General features: G+C 53.7%; 5 protein-coding genes. 2 read left to right on the top strand and 3 right to left on the bottom strand.

Going from position 1 to position 19,466, the window contains the following annotated elements; translation table 11 throughout:
• Positions 1 to 170: 170 nt before the first annotated feature.
• Genes FPG75_RS06310 through FPG75_RS06300 form a run of 3 tightly spaced genes read right to left on the bottom strand, consistent with a single transcriptional unit; the run spans position 171 to position 16,661 of the window.
• A complete protein-coding gene (locus tag FPG75_RS06310; RefSeq protein WP_143305918.1) occupies positions 171 to 9,590 on the bottom strand; it encodes a non-ribosomal peptide synthetase in 9,420 nt (3,139 codons plus the stop codon).
• A gap of 19 nt (positions 9,591 to 9,609) precedes the next feature.
• Complete coding sequence (locus tag FPG75_RS06305) at positions 9,610 to 14,541, bottom strand: aminotransferase class III-fold pyridoxal phosphate-dependent enzyme (protein ID WP_143305917.1); 4,932 nt, start codon at positions 14,539 to 14,541, stop codon at positions 9,610 to 9,612.
• Positions 14,538 to 16,661 (bottom strand): AMP-binding protein, encoded by a 2,124-nt coding sequence (locus FPG75_RS06300; RefSeq protein ID WP_161596690.1) that lies wholly within the window; start codon positions 16,659 to 16,661, stop codon positions 14,538 to 14,540. The genes FPG75_RS06305 and FPG75_RS06300 overlap by 4 nt, the downstream gene beginning before the upstream one ends.
• A 1,076-nt stretch (positions 16,662 to 17,737) precedes the next feature.
• On the opposite strand from FPG75_RS06300, the gene FPG75_RS06295 reads away from it, so the two are divergent.
• Together FPG75_RS06295 and FPG75_RS06290 are read left to right on the top strand one after the other, a co-directional pair.
• Positions 17,738 to 18,595: a hypothetical protein gene (locus FPG75_RS06295; protein WP_143305915.1), complete on the top strand. Its 858-nt coding sequence runs from the start codon at positions 17,738 to 17,740 to the stop codon at positions 18,593 to 18,595.
• Between the two features lie 345 nt (positions 18,596 to 18,940).
• Entirely contained in the window at positions 18,941 to 19,465 is a 525-nt protein-coding gene (locus FPG75_RS06290) for an RNA polymerase sigma-70 factor (RefSeq protein ID WP_161596689.1), read from the top strand.
• The last annotated feature ends 1 nt before the right edge of the window (position 19,466 follow it).

Here is a 19,466-nt window from a genome sequence, read left to right as displayed (position 1 = left end):
CCGAACATATTTGCCTACCGATGTGGCGCCCCCATGGAGCGCTATGTTGGTAGCCAATGAACGATCTACCTATATTCCGCCCCTATGGGGGCGCTATGTTGGTAGCAAACGAATGGTCTACCCTTATTCCGCCCCGTAGGGGCGATAGCCATCGCATTGATCTGCCAAAGTCAGAAATTCAATATGCTATCCATATCGTCCTCTTCTTCGGTGGCGCCTTGCTGCAGGAAGAAGAGATCCAGCTCTTCGTTGCTTACCTCCGCGGTGAGGCCATAATCCGATGGCGTATACACTGCGCCCGATTGCGCCATACAATGCTGTATAACGGCCACGAGTACACGCAGATAGCTATCCGCCAGTTCGCGGATGGTGGACACTTTGTAATGACGGCTACTGTAGTTCCATACCAGCGTGAGCTGCGCATTTTCCACCATCGCCGTTACCGCGATCTTCTCCCCTACCCGGTTAGCCGCGCTTACGTTGGCATTGGAAGAATCGGCTTCGTCCATGCCATTGAACCAGCGGCTGTGGCTCACAAGGTTGTCGAGCTGACCGAGATAGTTGAATACGATATCCCAAGGGTCTTTACCATGCAGACTTTCCGTCTGCCGGATATATTTCAATGCGCCATAGCCCATGCCTTTATCAGGTATGCTGCGCAGCTGTTCTTTGATATTGCGTACCAGGTCACGCTCGCCGTCAACGCCGGATACATCGAGCAATACGGGATAGAGGTTGGTAAACCATCCTACTGTGCGGCTGGTATCTGTCTCTCCGCCAATGTCTTCACGGCCATGCCCTTCGAGGCCTACCACTATGCGGTCGCTATCGCTCCAATCGGCCAGGGTGGCGGCGAGCGCAGCCAGCAGGATATCGTTGATATCCGTGCGGTATACTTTAGATACTTCCTGCAAGAGCTGATGGGTATGCGCCTGATCCAGCGATACGGCAATACTGCGTATATCCTTTGCCGTTACCATCTTCGTATAGTTTTTATCTACCGGCAATGCGGTGTAGGCATTCGTTACCTGCTCCCAATACGGCAGCTGCTGTTGTAGCCTGGCGGTATTGGCATATAGTTCCAGCGATTGCCGCCACTGACGGTAAGAGCCTGTTTTGCGGCCCAGGTCCGCATGTTCGCTGTTCATCGCCGCAGTGATCAGCAGCTCGGTATCTTCCAGCAGGATACGCCAGGATACGCCATCCACCGCAAGATGATGGATGATGGTGAGCAGACGGTTATACGGCTCCGATGCCGGTGTTTGCATCAGCACTACGCGCATGACAGCACCGGTATGGATATCAAGACTTTGCTGGTATTTTTCTTCCAGGGAGATGATCTGTTGGGAGATATTTTCTTTACCCAGCTGCTCCACGACCAGCACGCCTTCCGGCGCGAGACCATATGCCTGCTGCCATTGCCCTTCCTGCTGCGTGTATACGAAGCGCAGGGCATCGTGATGATCAATTAATTGCGCGATCACCTTTTCGAGTACGGCAGGCCTTACCTGTTTATCGATATTCAAAAGAATGCTTTGATTAAAATGTGATACCTCGGCAGGCGCGCCATCGAGGTACCATTGCTGGATGGGCAGCAGCCCGGCATTGCCGGTGAGCAAGCCTTGCTCTGCCTCGAAGGCAGCCTGCACGGCCATACGCTCCTGCATCACGGCTGCGAGCCTTGCGATGGTCTGGTTGCTGAACACATCCTTGGTTTGCAACGTATAGCCGAGACGTTTAGCCCGGCTCACCAGCTGTATGGTGATGATGGAATCTCCCCCCAGCTCAAAGAAATTATCATGGATGCCTACCCACTCTACGCCCAGCAGTTCCTGCCAGATGCCTGCCAATGTGAGTTCCAGCTCATTGCGGGGCGACGTATATACGTTTCCGTTAAGTTCCGTTAGGTCAGGCGCGGGCAATGCCTTGCGGTCGATCTTGCCGTTTGGCGTCAATGGCAGGCTTTCCAGCGGCACCAGCACAGCGGGCACCATATAGGCCGGCAGCTTGCCTTTGAGGTAGTCGGTGAAGGCTTCTTTATCCAGCGTGCCTTGCGGCACTACATAGGCTACCAGCTGTTTGTGGCCGCCATTATCTTCGCGTGCCAGCACCACGGCCTGGTTCACATAGCCGCTCTGCTGCATCACATTTTCGATCTCGCCCAGCTCTACGCGGTAGCCGCGGATCTTCACCTGGTGATCTACGCGGCCCATGAACTCGATGGTACCATCGGGCAGCCAGCGGCCCAGGTCGCCGCTGCGGTACAGGCGTGCGCCAGCCTGGAAAGGATGCGCGATGAAACGTTCTGCCGTCAGCGCTTCGCGCTTGAGGTAGCCGCGGGCGAGACTATCGCCGCCTACGAAGATTTCGCCGGTAGCGCCCAGCGGCATCAGTTGCAAGGCATCGTTGAGAATATAAATTTGCGTATTGCTGATGGGCCGGCCAATGCTGATCGGCGCCGTTTCCGCAATGGCGCTCAAGGCAATAGAAGTGGCCACCACCGTAGATTCCGTAGGACCATAGTTATTGATCACCGGCAGATGCCGGCCCGCTTTCTTCAGCTGATCGCCACCCGTGAGGATGAGGGGCAGCCGCTCCGCCGGATGATCTGCCAGCTGTTCGCAGATGGCAGTTGGTAAAAACGTATGGGTGATACCGTTATGCCGGAAGAAATCCAGCAGATAATCGATATCCAGTTTGCTGGCTTCCGCTACGGGATAGAGCGCGGCGCCATGAAGCAGGTAAGGCCATATCTCCCACACGGCGGCGTCAAAGCCAATGCCGGCGTACATCGTAGCCCGTGATGCGGGTGTTACATTAAAGGCGGCAGTATGCCAATAGCAGAGGTTCAGCAGCGAACGATGTTCTACCATCACGCCCTTAGGCTCGCCGGTAGAGCCGGAAGTATAGATCACATAAGCCAGGTCCGATGGCCGGATATCCACACCTGTAGCGGTATGCGGCATCGCTGCGATGGCGGCTTCCCAATCATCGTTGATATGCAATACCGGTGGCCACTTGCCTTCCGCAGGCTGAAAGGCATCATCGCGGATAAGTAAGGCCGCTTCCGTATCGCTCATGATATAGGCGATGCGTTGCTGCGGGTAAGCCGGGTCCACCGGCACGTAAGCCGCGCCAGTCTTGAGGATGGCGAGAATGCTCACCACCAGCTGCTCGGAGCGCGACATACAAACCGCTGCCAGTTTACCAACGCCAAGGCCTATACGTAGCAGGTAATGTGCCAGCTGGTTTGAGCGGCGATCCAGTTCTGCATACGACAGATACCGTGCGCCATTCACGACGGCAGCGGCAGCGGCGTATCTGGCAGCCGCTGCCTCGAAAAGGGCTGTGGCAGTGTTTTCCAGCGGGAAAGCCGCTGAAGTATGATTGAAAGAATGTAACAGTTGTAATTCCCCGGCGGGCAAGAGCGGCAAGGCCAGTACCGGCGTATCCACTGCTTGCAGGATGGATTGCAGCAGCTGTTGATAATGCGCAGCCATGCGGGCCGCTGTGGTGGCCGTAAACAGATCGGTGCAATATTCTACTGCCAGTTGCAGCCCTTCTTCTGTTACAAATAATTCGAAGGTTAGATCGAAGCGCGCATGCTCGCGGTCGAGCGCCACTTCCTTCACGATCAGCTGATCCAGCGCCAGGCCGCTGCTCGCCGCCGGTACGTTGTTCAGCCCGAAGGCCACCTGGAACACAGGGTTACGGCTCATATCACGGGTGATGGTGAGCTGGTCTACCACCATTTCAAAAGGCACGTCCTGGTTCGTATAGGCGTCGAGGGTAGTTTGCTTCAGTTGTTGCAACAGTTCCGCGAAAGATATGTTGCCGGCGAGATTGTTCCGCAGCGCCAGCGTATTTACAAAGAAGCCGATCAGCGGTTCCAGCTCGGGCTGTAACCTGCCGGCCACGGGTATGCCCACACAGATATCTTCCTGGTTGCTATGCCGGAACAACAATACCTTGAATGCTGCCAGCATAGTGGTAAAGAGCGTTACGCCCTGTTGTTTCGACAATGCCTCCAGCGCATCTACCGTGGTTTTGGGAAGATGATAATGCAATACCGCTCCGCGATTGCTTTGTACGGCCGGCCGCAGGAAATCGGTAGGTAACTGTAACGGCTCTACGCCGTACAACTGCTCTTTCCAGTAATGCAATTGTTTGGCCAGCACTTCCTCTTTGATATGCTGCCGTTGCCAGATGGCATAGTCGGCATATTGCAAGGCCAGTTCGGGCAATACCGCCATGCGCTGTTGCAGGCGGGCATTGTACAGCAAGGCCAGTTCTTTTGCGAGCAATGGTATCGACCATCCGTCGCCGGCAATATGATGCAGGATAATGAGCAGCAGGTGTTCCTCCCTGTCGCGGCTGATCAGCGTGGCTTGCAGCGGATGATCATTGGCGAGATCGAAAGGCGTTTGTATACTTTGATAGATAAATTCCTGTAAGGCCGCTTCGGTGGGGAAGGCCGCAGCGTTAACAAATTCCAGTTGCCAGCCGCCAGGGGGCAAAATGTGCTGGTAGCCTTTACCATTCTCTTCGCGGATGAGGGTACGCAGCACCTCATGGCGATTCACCGTTTCCTGTAAAGCATATTGCAGGGCGCTCACATCTGCTACGCCATTGAGTTGCAGCAGGAATGGCAGGTGATAGGCTTGCGTGCCTTTGAATTTGTCGATAAACCAGAGGCGCTCCTGCGAGAACGACAGCGGGATGAACACGCCGCGTTCCTGCACCGTCAGCGGCGGATGAGCGGCAAGCGCCGCTGTCTCACTGTGACGGCTATACGCTGCCAATGCTTCGATGGTAGTATGCGTAAAGAAATCTTTGATACTAATATCCAGTCCCAGTTCATTCCGGATGGCCGACAGCACGCGCACGGCCAGCAGGGAATGGCCGCCCAGCTCAAAGAAATCAGCGGTAACGCTGACGGCGGCAATGTTGAGCAATCGTTGCCAGATGGCAGCCATGCCGGCTTCTATATGGTTGCGGGGCGCTACCATGGCTTTAACGGCGGCATCGGCAGCATCCGGCATGGGCAATGCCCGGCGGTCTACCTTGCCATTGGTCGTTAAGGGGAAAGCATCCAGCACCATGATATGTGCAGGCACCATATAAGCCGGTAAACTATTACCCAGCTGCGCTTTCATGGTTTGTTCATCGGTAGTGCGGGCGCTGTTCAGCGTAACATAAGCGTACAGGGCCAGCTGGCGGTCGTTTCCTTCCCTGTCCATTACAATGGCTTCCTTTACGCCCGGCAAGCTGTTGAGGCGTTGCTCAATTTCCCCCAGCTCGATACGGTATCCGCGTATCTTCACCTGATGGTCTTTTCTCCCTATAAACTCAATATTACCGTCAGGCAGGTATCTGACGAGATCGCCCGTTTTGTAAAGGCGACCCCCATCTTTATTAAATGGATCTTTGATAAATGATTGCGCCGTTTTCGTAGGGTCGTTCACGTAGCCGCGGCCCACACCTGCGCCAGACACCCACAGTTCGCCGGGAACGCCCGGCGGGCAAAGCGCTCCGTGCTTGTCTACGATATAGGCGTTGAGGTTGGGTAATACCTTGCCAATGGAAATGCTGTCTGTTGCAGGCGTTTCCTGCATGATATACTGTGTTACGGTATCGGATGCCTCGGTAGGTCCATAGCCATTCACCAGTTTAATATGCGGGAAGGCGGCAAACCAGCGGGCCGCCAGCGTTTTCTTCAGCGTCTCCCCGCCTGCCAGCATGTATTGCAAGGCCGGGAACAGGGGCTCCTGCCGGTTTTCCGGCAGCTCGTCCAGTATCAGCGACAGGTAGCCTGGTACAATTTCCATCAGGGTAATGCCATCTGCTGATACGCGCCGTAAAAATTCATCCGGCCGTAATACAACATCCTGGCTGTAGATCACGGTAGTGCCGCCGCATAAGAGGGCGGCGAACATCTGAAAAATGGAAATATCAAAACTCTGGGAAGCGTTCTGCGCAATGCGGCAACGGTGATCTATTTCCAGCGAACGGATACGGGCATATTGATGATTGATCAGCCCGCGATGCTCCACCATAGCGCCCTTTGGCCTGCCGGTAGAACCGGAGGTGTAGATCACATAGGCCAGCCGGGTATTGTCTGCACCGGTGATCTTCTTCTTAAAATCATCTGCCGCAGGCAATGGCTCATCGCAATAGATCACCTGTACAGCTAATGCTGCTGCGATAGCGGCATATTTTCTTTCGGAGATGATGACTTTTACGCCTGCATCTTCGAGGATCATTTTCATGCGCTCTTCCGGCAATTCCGGGTGGATGGGCAGATAGGCGCCTCCCGCTTTCCAGATGCCGTAAGCCGCCGTGGGCAAGAGCGGCGAGCGGTCGCACAATACGCCTACGATCTCTTCTTCCTGCAGCTGCGCGGAGAGCAGCAGATGTTGCGCCAGCTGCTCCGCATGTTGTTTCAGCTGCGTATAGTCGACCACGTTATTGTTATGTTTGATAGCCACTGCATTGGGATAACGTGCTACCGTTTCATCTATCAGCTCATCGATCGTTTGTTGCAGCGGGTAAGGCAGCGCGTTATCGTTGAAACTATGCAGCAGTGCGGTTTCTTCGGCCGTGATCATGGGCAGCGCCGCTACCTTGCCATAGGGATTATCGAGTATCGACAACAACAGCTGGCGGAAATGCTGCACCATGCGCAGGATCGTGCTTCTTTTAAACAGGTCGCTGCAATAGCCGAAATTCACCTGCAAGGCGCCATTGGTTTCTACCACCGCCACGTCGAGGTCGAACTGGATGGCTCTTTCTTCCATGTCCAGTTCGCTCAGGGCAAGGTCTTTGATACGGAAATGTTCCGCGCCGCCGCCGCTGTGCAGCGTAAACAGCACCTGGAACACAGGGCTGCGGCTCAGGTCGCGCTGCACGCCTACTACTTTTTCGAAAGGCACTTCCTGGTGGGCATAGGCCTGCATCAGTGTATCCTTTACCGTTAGTAAGAGGTCGTGTACTTTTTCACTGCCGTCCATATCCGTACGGATGGCGAGCAGGTTGAGGAAGAAGCCCACCAGCGGCTCCAGTTCGGCATGTGTTCTGTTGGCTACGGGCACGCCTACACAGATATCCTGCTGGCCGCTGTAGCGCGACATCAATATTTTAAAGGCAGACAACAACAATACATACAGGGTAACGCCTTCCTGGCGCGCCAGCAGGTTGAGTTGGTTGCAAAGTGTTTTTTCGAGGGTCATGCATACCATGCCGCCTGCCGTGCTCTGGATGGCTGGCCGGGCAAAATCGGTAGGCAGTTCCAATGGCGAGAGGCCCGCCAGTTGCTGCTTCCAGTAATCTACCTCGCGGTCGAGCACCGCAGCGTTGAGGTGCTGTCGTTGCCAGATGGCATAGTCGGCATATTGCAAAGGCAGCGGCGGCAGCTCTGCTGCGCGCTGTTCTGTATGCGCTACATACAGCGTCACCAGCTCCTGCATGATCACCGGGAAAGAGCCGCCATCGGTGGCGATATGATGCATCACCAGCAGTAGCTGGTGTTCATCATCCGCGCGGCGGATCAGGGTAGCGCGCAACATGAAATCTGTGCGCAGGTCGAAAGGTATGAGGAGGCATTCATTGAGCAGGTCTTGCAAATGGCGTTCGTCGAAACCCGCAGCATCCTTATATTGCAGCTGCCAGCCATCAGCGGGGATCACTTGCTGGAAGGCTTCCCCGTCTTGTTCGGTGATGAGCGTACGTATCACCTCATGGCGTTGTACAATGCCCAGCAGGGCATGTTCCAGCGCTGCGATATCTAGCTTGCCCGATAGTTTCAGCCATCCGGTCTGGTGAAAAGGAATGCTGCCTTGCAGGCGGTGGATGAACCACACCCGCTCCTGTGAAAAAGACAGTGGTATCCGTCCTTCGCGGGGCTGTGGCGCCGGGCGGGCGGCGCTGCTGCGTGCCGTATCCGCGGCAATGCGGGCGGCAAGCAATGCGGGCGTACTATGAATGAAAATATCTTTTAAAGACAAGCTGCTGCCAAAGGCTGCGTTGATAGCAGCGATGGTGCGGGTGGCCAGCAGGGAGTGGCCGCCGAGCGCGAAAAAATCATCGGCCGGGCCGATATTGTCCAGTTTCAGGGTTTCTTTCCAGATGGCGATGATGCGGCTTTCGCTTTCGCTGGCGGCAGCCTGGCTATCGTAGCGGTCGGGCGGCAATTGCAGCAAAGCCGTATCCACATTGCCATCCGGCAGGAGCGGCAAAGAAGGCTGCACCACAAAATACCTGGGCATGCGCGCCGCGGGGATGTGCACGCTCAGCCACTGGCGCAGACTTGCGGGCGTAAGGCGTTCGCCGGCGCGGGGCGCGGCAAAGGCGGCAATCGTGCTGGCCCCTTCATGGAAAAATTGTACAACGGCCGAATGGTATACTAACGGGTGCGCCTGTACGATTTCTTCTGTTTCATCCGGTGCAAATACCTGGTTGCCGTGTTGCAGCTCGCGGTGTTGCTGGTTGATCAACTGTATCTTTCCGCCAGAAACGAAGCGGGCATTGTATCCTGTGGGTACGGCCGGCGCATTGTGCGCTTTGAACATCACCGGGCGTACGAGACAATTATGTTGTACGAGCAGGCTGCCTTTCACATTCACCGGCGTGGCCCTTTTCTGTTCGTCCAGCACCATGATGCGGGTTTTGCCGAAAGGCTTGTGCAAAGGAATGCTGTCGGCGATGTGGCTTTCTTCTTCCGCATCGAGATGGCCGCTAGCAACGGAGATGGGCAGGCCATTGGGTTGCCAGGTATGCGACACCACGGGGATGTGCGGGTACTGTTTGCGCCAGGCTTTGAGGAGATGGCGGTTCACTTTACGATCGCTGCTGATCACAAGGCGGTGCGCAGCAATGTGCGCATATCTTTCCGGATGATGCAGCCATTCGCGCAGTGCATGTACATTGAGTTTGAGCAATGCCTGGCTGTTATGCGGCTGCCATTCATTCGTCATGAAATGGATGGTTGCTTTGGCGGCGATGGCCGGCAGCAGCCATTCCAGCAGGTCGTGGTATTGATGCCTGGTATCCGTAAGCAATTGTTCATTTTCATTGATGCCAAACTCGCGGATGGTATGTTCCAGGTGTTCGGCCAGGGCAGGCTGTTCCACGAGGAAGGCCGCAGGCGCCGCATGCGTGCTGCGCAGCAGGATGCCGCCCTGTGTGGCGTAAGGTGGTGCAGCTTCGTCCATCACCAGAGTGGAAGGGATAATGTATCCCTGTGCGTCGTAGATGATCTTGTTGGGATGCGCCAGCTGCGCGCTATGGTCTTTTTCGGTGAGCACCACGGCGTCGGGCCAGGCGGCCACCTGTTGTTTGAAAGTATCATCCGCCTGCGGATGAAGGAAGCAGCAATAGCCGCCGGCCTCTATCACGCTGAGGGCCAGCACTACGCGTTTCACGGGATCGCTGGCGATGATGAATACCGGCCTGCCGGCGGTTACTTTGAGGAGCACTACGTTGTTCCACACTTCGGCGGCCAATGCGCCATAAGTGAGACGGGTAGCGCCATATATCACGGCTATCTTATCTGCAGCTACGGCAGGTAAAATCTTTCCTGATCTGATGTTCATGCTTATAGGGTTTCAATCACTACAAATTGTTCCAGGCAGAAAAAATACGTTCGCTTTCTTCATCGTTCATGGCCAGCTCCCCTGCTGCTTTTGCGGGGTCGGCGGCCATGTCGGCGAGCAGGCTGGTATAACACGATGCCCAGTGCTCCACGGTTTGCCGGTTGAACAGATTGGTGTTGAAGTAGAAGCCCGCATACAATTGTTCATCCAACTCGATGATGCTGATGCTGAGATCATACTTCACATATTGCACCGGCGGGAAAGACACGGCTACGCCGAGATCACGGAAACGGAAATGATTCTTCACGCTGTTCATATCTATCTCGGTAGCGATGCGCGGCGGCGCCAGCTGCGTATCCGCTTCCAGCAAGGCATTGAAGGAACAATGCTGATGGCGGATGATATCCGACAAACGTGTACGTATCTCCAGTAAATAATCACGGATGCTTTTATCCGGCTGTACCTGGCTATAGAAAGGCAACATGCGTACGCATTGCCCGGCGAGGCAGGCCTCTCCCATTTGCGCCTGACCGGCAGACGGAATACCTATCACAAAAGTGTCTTGCCCGGAGAGGCGATACAGCAGGATGTTATAGGCTGCCAGCATGATGTTGAACAGCGTCATCTTTTCCTGTTGGGCAAATGCCTGCAATTGTTTTTTCAGTTCCGGCTCGATGGTGAGGGTGAAGCTGTCGCCCTGTTTGCCGTTGTTGGCGGCGGCCAGGTGATCAGCAGGTAATTGTATGGCGGGATAATCTTTTTTAAACTCTTGCTGCCAGAACTCGCGGCTGGCGCTGTGTTGCGCCTGCTGCTGTTCCTGCCAGTGATTGAAGGCCGCGATCGGCACGGGCGCAGGCAAGGATACCGGCTCTTTACCGGTGATGGCAGAATAAGCCTGTCCAATCTCGCTCCAGATCAGCTCTATCGACCATCCATCAGCTACCAGGTGGTGCGCTGTCATCAGCAATTGATGAAGCTGCGGCCCCTCTTCCAACAAGAGGAAACGAATGAAAGGTCCTTGTTGCAGATCAAAAGGCTGCTGGCCTTTTTCGGTGAGCCATTCCGTAACGGTTTTGCCTTCTTCCGCGATGGCAGCCAGTTCCGGCCCTTGCGCAAGGTGGAAAGATGCTTCCACTTTCGGCGCGATCCACATCCCTTTCTCGTTCACTTTCACGGTACGCAACGCCTGGTGGCGGTTTACGACCGTTTGTACGGCTTCCTGCAAGGCGGCAATATCAAGCGTTCCTTGCAGGGAGGCCACCTGGTTTTCGTTGAAGGCGCTGGAAGAATGCGGATCAGATACCGCAAGGGCATAGAGCTGCTCCTGTTCTTCCGTAAAGGGCACGGCTAACAGTGACGCCTGTACGTTTTGTTCGGCGCTTACCCAGCCGCCTTCCAGCATTTCATTGATGGCGCGCACAGCGGCGTTGTATATGTACTCTATGTGTTCATCGGTATGCGCGGTGGAGAGGAAGCAGTTGCGGCCTTCCCACACATATACGCCGTTGGCCAGCAGGTGCTGGTAGAACAGCTCCCAGTTGCCTTTCAGCACAAAGCGGAACAGCGAACCGAAATGTACTACGCTAACGGGTACACGTTTTTCTGCAAAATATTTGTTGAGCCTTTCCGCGAGTGCAGCGGTGCGGGCATTGAGATTTTCCTGTAAGGCCGGCCCCTGTTGTTTGAGGTAGGTGAGCATCTGTAAAGACGCCTGCATGGCCAGCGGGTGCTGGTTGAAAGTGCCTGCCACAAAGGTGGTGGGCTTATCGGGATAGGATTGATCTCCGAACTGCCACATACCGCCATCTACCGCATCCATAAATTTCGCGGTACCGCCTACGATGCCGATGGGCATGCCGCCACCGGTGATCTTGCCATAGGTCACCAGGTCTGCCTTGATGCCAAACCAGGCCTGCGCTCCGCCCTGATGGATGCGGAAGCCGGTGATCACCTCATCCATGATCATGGCGGCGCCGGCAGCTGTGGTGATCTCCCTGATAGCATGGAGGAAATCGCGCGGCTGGATATCCGGGCGGCGGCTCTGTACCGGCTCTACCAGTACGGCGGCTAGTTCATGCGCATGCGCGCGGATAAATTCCAGCGATGCCGGCGTAGCGTAATCCAGCACGGTCACATTGCTCACGTAATTGTCTGCAATGCCCGGCGCCAGCGGGATAGAAGAGGCCGGATCGAGCGCGCTGGCGAGCGCCAGTACGCCATCGAAAGTACCATGATAGGAACCTTTGAACAGCACCACTTTGTTACGGCCGGTGGTGGCCCTTGCCAGTCGCAGCGCTACCATGACGGCTTCGGAGCCGGAATTGTAAAACGCTACACGTTCTACGCCGGTCATTTCATGCATCAGCGTGGCTACCTTGCCGGCAGTTTCTACCATCGGGCCTACGGGGAAGCCTTTCTGTAACTCGGCCATCAGTGCGGCTTTGATGAACTCTGGATTATACCCCAGCAAGTTTACGCCGAAGCCCATGGTGAGGTCTACATAACGGTTGCCGTCGAGGTCGGTGATATTGGCGCCGTTGCCGCTTTCCGCGATGATCTGGTAGGTGATCTCTTTCAGCTCGGGGCGGAAACCGGCTACATTCCTGTTATTGGCCAGCACGCTGCGATACTGCTGTGTGGAGGCTTTGCTCTTCGCGGTGGCCTGATTTACACGCGCTGCCAGCTGTTGCAGGTGCTGCTGTTGTTGCGGCGTAAGATTATGATCCGATTTTTTCTGTACTTCTTTATAAGGTACGTAGTAATTGATTTGTGCGGGTTTGGCCGCTACGGTATTGGCCGCCACTGGCGCGGCCTGCACCGGTGCTGTTGTTGTAATATTGGCATTGGCGAGAAGATGATCGGTGAGTAAACGCAGCGTATTCAGCTTCTCATAAAATTGCGACATCTCCAGCTGCAATTGCCATTCTTTGCGGATGCCCTGTATCAACTGCATGATGATGAGCGAGTCGAGGCCCAGCTGGAAAAAGTCTGCATCTTCCTGTATATCTTCCGGCCGCAGGTCGGTATCTTTTGCGATCATGATACGCAGGGCGGCGATCACTGATTCGCGTGTATACGTTGGCGTTATAGCCGCCGCTGGCGCCAGCGCTGCTGTCACCGCGGTTTTCGACGGGTCGTAAGTTACCCAGCAACGCACAGGGTTGAGCGGATAAGGCGGCAGTTTGATCTTCTGTATCTTCTTGCCATTATACAATAACGACCATTTGATCATCCCTCCTTCCATATACAAGGCTGCCAGCTCCTGTATATTCGTATAGCCGTTGATGCGAGAGCGACTGGCCGCTTCCTGTAAAATTGCTTCGGGCTTGCGCAACGCCTCTTGCAACTGCGCGACTGAATCCACTACCACCGCCAATCGCCACGGATAGTGCGCGCGGCCGGTATTAGTGGAATAGCAGACGCTTTCGAGGTCGGCATCCGTTTTAGCGCCCAGCCAGGCCACATAGGCTGCGGCCAGTACCAGCAGGTCTTCCCGGCTGGCGGCCGACAAAGCAAACAACTGTGGCGCAACCGCGGCGCCATTGGTATGCGGCAATGCGGGCGTATATTCTTCCAGCACCACATGTGCATTGGTACCGCTGATACCAAAGGAGCTGACGCCGCAACGGCGCAGCCCTGGCGGGTTCCAGTCTACATTGGTGGTGTTGATATAAAAAGGAGAAGCGTCTAATTTTATTTCGCGGTTAGGCGTATGATAATTGATCAGCGGTGGCAGCTGGCGGTGTTGCAGTGCCAGCACACATTTGATCAATCCTGCAATACCGGCGGCTTCAAAGAGATGGCCGATATTACTTTTCACGGCGCCGAGCGCGCATTGTCCGGCAGGCGCCTGCGTACCGAAGGCTTCCTGCAATGCCTGGAACTCAATAGGGTCGCCGAGCGCAGTGCCGGTGCCATGTGTTTCGATGTACGTGATCGTATCTGGCGTGATGCCCGCAGCTTGCCAGGCGCTTTTCAATACGGCTTCCTGCGCGGCGAGATTAGGCGCGGTGATACCCGCAGAGGTGCCGTCCTGGTTGATGGCGGAGCCTTTGATCACAGCGTGTATACGGTCGCCATCAGCGATGGCTTTGTCGAGCGGTTTGAGTAATACCACCGCCACGCCTTCGCCTACGCCAGCGCCATCAGCGGCATTGTCGAATGCTTTTGTTCTGCCCGCGGGCGATTCAAAGCCTACTTCATACCTCCCTTTTTCAGGCACCAGGTACACGCGGCCGCCGCCTGCCAGCGCCATTTCACAGTCGCCATTCATCAAAGCCTTGCAGGCCTGGTGAATCGCCACCAGCGAAGAAGAGCAGGCCGTATCAATGGTGATGGCCGGACCTTTCAGATCGAGGAAATAAGATACGCGGCTGGAACTGATGGCATTGTTGTTACCGGTAAGTGCAAGCGGGCCTAACTGCGGATCGCTGGCAGCGATCATATCGAGGTATTGACTATAGGTGATGTCACCGGAGATACCAAGGTATACGCCCGTGCGGCACTGTTCATCACTGTTATCGAGGTAGCCGCCATCTTCCATTGCCTGCCACGACACCTGTAATAACAGGCGTTGCAGGGGGTGCATCTGCGCGGCTTCTTTCTGTTTGAATTTGAAGAAGCGGTGATCGAAATGATCGATCTCGTCGAGATAGGCCGCTTCGCGGAAAGTCACGGCCGGCTTGCCGCTGGCACGCAGGTAATCCGTAACATCAGCGGCGCGTTGTTCGGGAAAAGGACGGATATGATCACGGCCATTCACCAGGTTTTCCCAATAAGCTGCGGGCGTATCCGCCTGCGGGAAACGCAAAGCCATGCCGATTACCGCTACATCGCTGTAGTGGCGGCTTTTATCTTCCAGCTTGTTCAGCTTTGCTTTATATTCTTCAATTTTAAGATAGGCTTTCTGCAGCGGACTGAGTTCCGCTATTCTTTCATCTCGGGTGATCATAACAAGTTTTCATTAAGGAGTAAAGCAATCTGTTCGTCTGATAAAGCGGCTGCTTTGTTGAGCAGCGCTTCGGGCGCCGGGCTTTCCTCAGCGGGCGTTTGCGGCGATGCCGCAGCTGGCGGGAATAACAGCCCGTGAATGAATACAGCCAGTTTTTCTATGGACGGATACCGGTACAAGATGCCGATACCTGCCGTGATATTGAGTTTCCGTTCGATGATGCCTTTGAGTTGTACGGCGAGCAACGATTTCAGCCCCTGGTCGGTGAGCGGCTGCAAGAGGTCGATGGCTGCCGGCGTTGTTTTGATCAGGCCTGCTGCCTGCTCCCGCAGCCATGATTCGATATGGCGCACCTGGGCCGCTGGCGTAGCGTCTTTCCAGGCGGCGATAATGTTTTGGGCCGACAGCTCCCGCAATTGTTGCAGCGCTTCATCATATTCGCCATTGCGGAAGCGCTGTAACATTTCGTAGTGCTGTATTTTACCGCTGGTTGTTTTCGGTACTTCTCTCACCGGTATCACATGATCCGGAATGATCGACAGCACCTCTCCCAATTTCTCTGTAATCATCTCTTCCAGCGTTGCAAAAGCGTTGAGCTGTCCTTTGAACAATACGAACAGCAGCAGTTTTTCTTTCTCGTTGCTATCGCCCGGAATGCCGCAGGCGACGATCTTTCCGGCTGCGATGCCGGGCACGTCGAAGAGGATGCGTTCTATATCGTGATGGTAATAGTTCTGTCCTTGCAGGATGATCATATTCTTGTGCCGGCCGGTGATCACCAGTTCACCGCTGGGCAGCAGGAAGCCGAGATCGCCGGTGCGTACCCATCCATCAGCCGTGAGGATGGCATTGGTGGCCGCTTCGTTGCGGTAGTAGCCTTCTGTTACATTGAGGCCGCTGATCTGGATATGGCCTACGGTCCCGGCACGCAGTATCTCGTCTTTATCGCCGCAGATCCTGACGCGGCAATGCCTGGCGGGCAGACCACAGTTTACAAAGCCGATGGTACCGGTCTGCGCATTTTCTTCGCTGATCACTTCATCGCCGATGCCGAGGGCATTGCGTTGCAGGTGCAGCTCTTTCAGGGGCGTGCCGGGCGCATTGAGCGTTACGCATACCGAAGCCTCTGCCATGCCGTATCCTGGCTGTATGCTCAGGGGTGATAAACCAAAATGTTGCAGGCGGGTGGTGAAGCGGCGGCATACCTCCGCGGATATTGGTTCTGCGCCGTTGATGATCATGCGCACAGACGAGAGGTCCCAGCCCGTTGCAGGCTTGTTGTCCAGCGCTTCCAGGAAATATTCGTAACCGAAATTCGGCGAGTATAAAATAGTGGCGCGGTGTTTATTCACGGATTCCATCCACAGCAGCGGGCGGCGGATGAAGAGCGAGGTGGGCATGAGGTATTGCATGCAGCCGGTGAGGGTGCCGGTGAGATGATAACAGATCATGCCCATATCATGCGTGAGCGGCATCCAGCTCAGTTCTTTATCGTCGGCGCTGAGTTGCATGCGCTCGGCCATATCGGTAGTATTATAGAAGAGGTTGCGATGGGTGAGCATCACGCCTTTGGGCGATCCGGTGGAGCCGGACGAGTACTGGATAAAGGCCAGATCATCCGCCGCAGCGGTGTGTAATACGGGGGTATCGGGGAGATGATCGAAAGACAGCGCCGCATCGATGGTGCTGTGTTGCAGGGAGAGCACATCTGTTTGCGGTACATCGGATTGTATGAAGGCGATGAGCCTTTGCAGGTGTTCATTACCTGTAAAGAGGTAGGGCCGCTTCAGCGTTTCGCGTATTTTGAGCAGTTTCAGTTTATGTTCGTTCTTATTGCCGGTGGATACCGGTACGGCGATGATGCCGCCCAGGATGCAGGCCCAGAAGGCGGTGAGCATGATCTCACTATCATCTTCCTGTATGATCAGTTCATCGCCGGGCTGTAATCCTCTTTCATTTTGCAGGTAGTAAAGGCATCGTTTGGCTTGTTGCAGGAGTTGTGCATAAGCTACGAACACTTCCTGTTCGCCACTTTTGATGAAGGTGATGCCTTTATTTACTTCGTGCTGCAAGCGCAGTAACATTTCTGAGAGCAGCACCACTGGTTTTCCGGGTATCATATTATCCATAGGGTTAATTCGTTCTATATTAAATATGCAATAGGCAGGATGCCGAACTAAAACGCGACAGCTGTTATTCACGGAAATAAAGCTGTGCGCGTTTTAGCAAGCACCTCCCTGGCCGCGGCTTTCGCAGTCGCAGCACGGGTTATAGCACACGTTTGAAATCACCACGCACAACGGCAATGTTCCACCAACACCGAAGGCGGGGCAAACGATCTGCTCGATATATAAATGCAGAGATTGACTGGCGGTGGGTCACAAAGACAGCTAGGCATACTACACGTTTTATGCTTCACGACGTATACATTTACTATCCGGATTTTCATATCTCTGTTATGTTGTAAAAGGCTCTATCGTTCGTTTTTTAAGGGCATTCTTGACAGTTCTATAATAATCGTTGAGCGCACATTTCGACAGTTACACTACTCCATAGCGGCATAGCGATTGCGTACGGCAGACAGCAATGCCATGAAAAATTTACACTACTGCAAAAGCGCAATGCCTTTACAGCACGTATTATCATAGATCCGGGGGAAAATCAAAAGCGAAACTAACAGCAACAGCGTACAAAGGGTTTCATGATAAAAGTCTTTTGTTAAATGAAAACAGATAGATTAAATTCTAACATAGTATTCCGTGTATACTATCCTAATTTTTCCCTGTCCTAAACTTGAGCACTGACTATCATCACGTGGGGCATGGTCTACTTTGAGTTATGGTGGATTAACTTGGCAGTCAGTAAGCGAATGTTCGGTTTCCGTGTATTTCGAACAATCTGGAATCAAAATAAAATAAAAAACAGGATATAACCAAATTTACAAGCCGCAAGGTCATTAAGAAAATATTAAGAAGCATTTCATAATTAGTATCACTAACATATCATACAATAATACTAAACATGTGTGACAACAACACTTTTGGCGTATCACTGCTAAAACACGTCAGCAGTGGAATACAGGCAAAATACCCGAAAAAATTTTTTTAGCTGGATGATATCTGTTTACTTTGCTCACGATTTAAACATCAACGCCGGAAACCATCTTCAAAGTCCTCTGTACAAACCCGTTCTTCATATGAAACATATCACAGCCCTTTGCTTCTCGCTGCTGCTGGCTATCTTCGCCTGCGCACAAAACAACGCCAAAACGGATATGGTCATTAAAACAAATGGCGATATCCTTAAAGTACAAGTATTCAAAGTATCCAACAGCTCTATCAGCTTCCGCTATCCGGGCGAGACGGTAGAAAATGTAGTGCCTACCAGTGAGATCAACCGCATTGTTTTTGCCAGCGGCCGCGAACAGCAGTTCAACAAAAATAAATCGGATGCAGCGCCGGCCACCGCACCTGCCAACAATGGCACTGCGGCCGAAAAGCCCGCCCCTGCCAGTAATGATGTACCCCCTGTTACACCAGGCACGGTAGCCATCATGCCGCCCTATTTCACACAGGAAGGCGCTTACCGCAAAGACCTCAGCGACCTGGCGCAATCGCATATCTCCGACTTCATCCGCAAATACCAGAAACGTATGAAGGTAACGCCCATGGATATACGCGTAGTGAATGCGCGCCTCCGTGGCGCCGGCATCGACCCTACCTCCATCAACAGCTATGATATTGCATCACTGGCGCAAAAGACCGGCGCAGAATATATATTGATGTTCGATCTTTTTAAAACCTTTAAGGAACGGCAGCAAACCTCCACCACCAGCGCAGAGCGCGACCGCTCCAACAGCTCCGTAACCACCACCGCCAGCGATAAAGACGCTTATAATATCAGTGCACAGGTATCTGTTTACAAAAATGATGGCAGCCTGGTGTATCAGCGCCGCGTTAAACCACTGGACCTCGGCCCCGAACTCACATTTGAAGATGATATCTGGAAAGGCTACATCAACTTCCTGATGAAGCGGACACCATTATATAGATAGCGTAGGCTGTCTTAGCTCAGGATTATAGTGATTGAAAGGATTACCAGGATTTTTTTTATCAGGATTAAGAAAGATTAAAAAATATTGACGAGAAGATCAACGAGGTTCCAGCCCTTGAAGCGCTTTGAGCGCTTCAAGGGCTACCATCGCTAATATCTTCCCGTCAATATTTTTTAATCTTTCTTAATCCTGATAAAAAAAATCCTGGTAATCCTTTCAATCACTATAATCCTGAGCTAAGACAACCTACGCCAAAAAAATCTGCCCGATTATCCAAAAAATTTCTATTTTGTTGCATCATAGCGATGCGTATTGGAAAGGATCCCGTTACATAATGAGCATATATTGTTAAAATCTGTTGCAAGTGGAGATGCCGAAGCTTTCACATCTATTTACCTGCACTATAGTCATCAGGTTTTTGATGCCGCCATGCTATACCTGAAGGAGCGTTCGCTGGCGCATGAGGTGGTACAGGAGGTATTTTCGCGTATATGGGAAAAGCGCAGCGCCCTCTCTGAAATTAAAAAACTACAGGATTACCTCTTTATTATTGCCCGCAACATTATTTTTGATCAGCTGAGAAAGGCGGCCAAAGAGGCGGCGGCCTATGACAATATGCGGCAACTGCAAACCGATGCGATAGATAATACCGATCACCCGTTACGGGAGCGCCAGTACAGCCAGCTGCTGCAATCTGCTGTGGCCAGTTTGCCGCCGCAGCGCAAACGTATCTACCAGCTGGCGAAAGAAGAAGGCCACAGCTATGCTGAAATAGCCTCCCAGCTGCATATCTCCTCCCTTACCGTCAGGAACCAGATGATACGCGCCCTGCGTTACATCCGGCTTTTCCTGCAAGCGAATACCGATTGAT

The sequence above is a fragment of the Chitinophaga vietnamensis genome, from assembly GCF_902167635.1.
Taxonomy (GTDB): Bacteria; Bacteroidota; Bacteroidia; order Chitinophagales; family Chitinophagaceae; genus Chitinophaga; species Chitinophaga vietnamensis.
The sequence above is the reverse complement of the archived record's forward strand: the minus strand, read 5'-3'. Positions and strand labels throughout refer to the sequence as shown.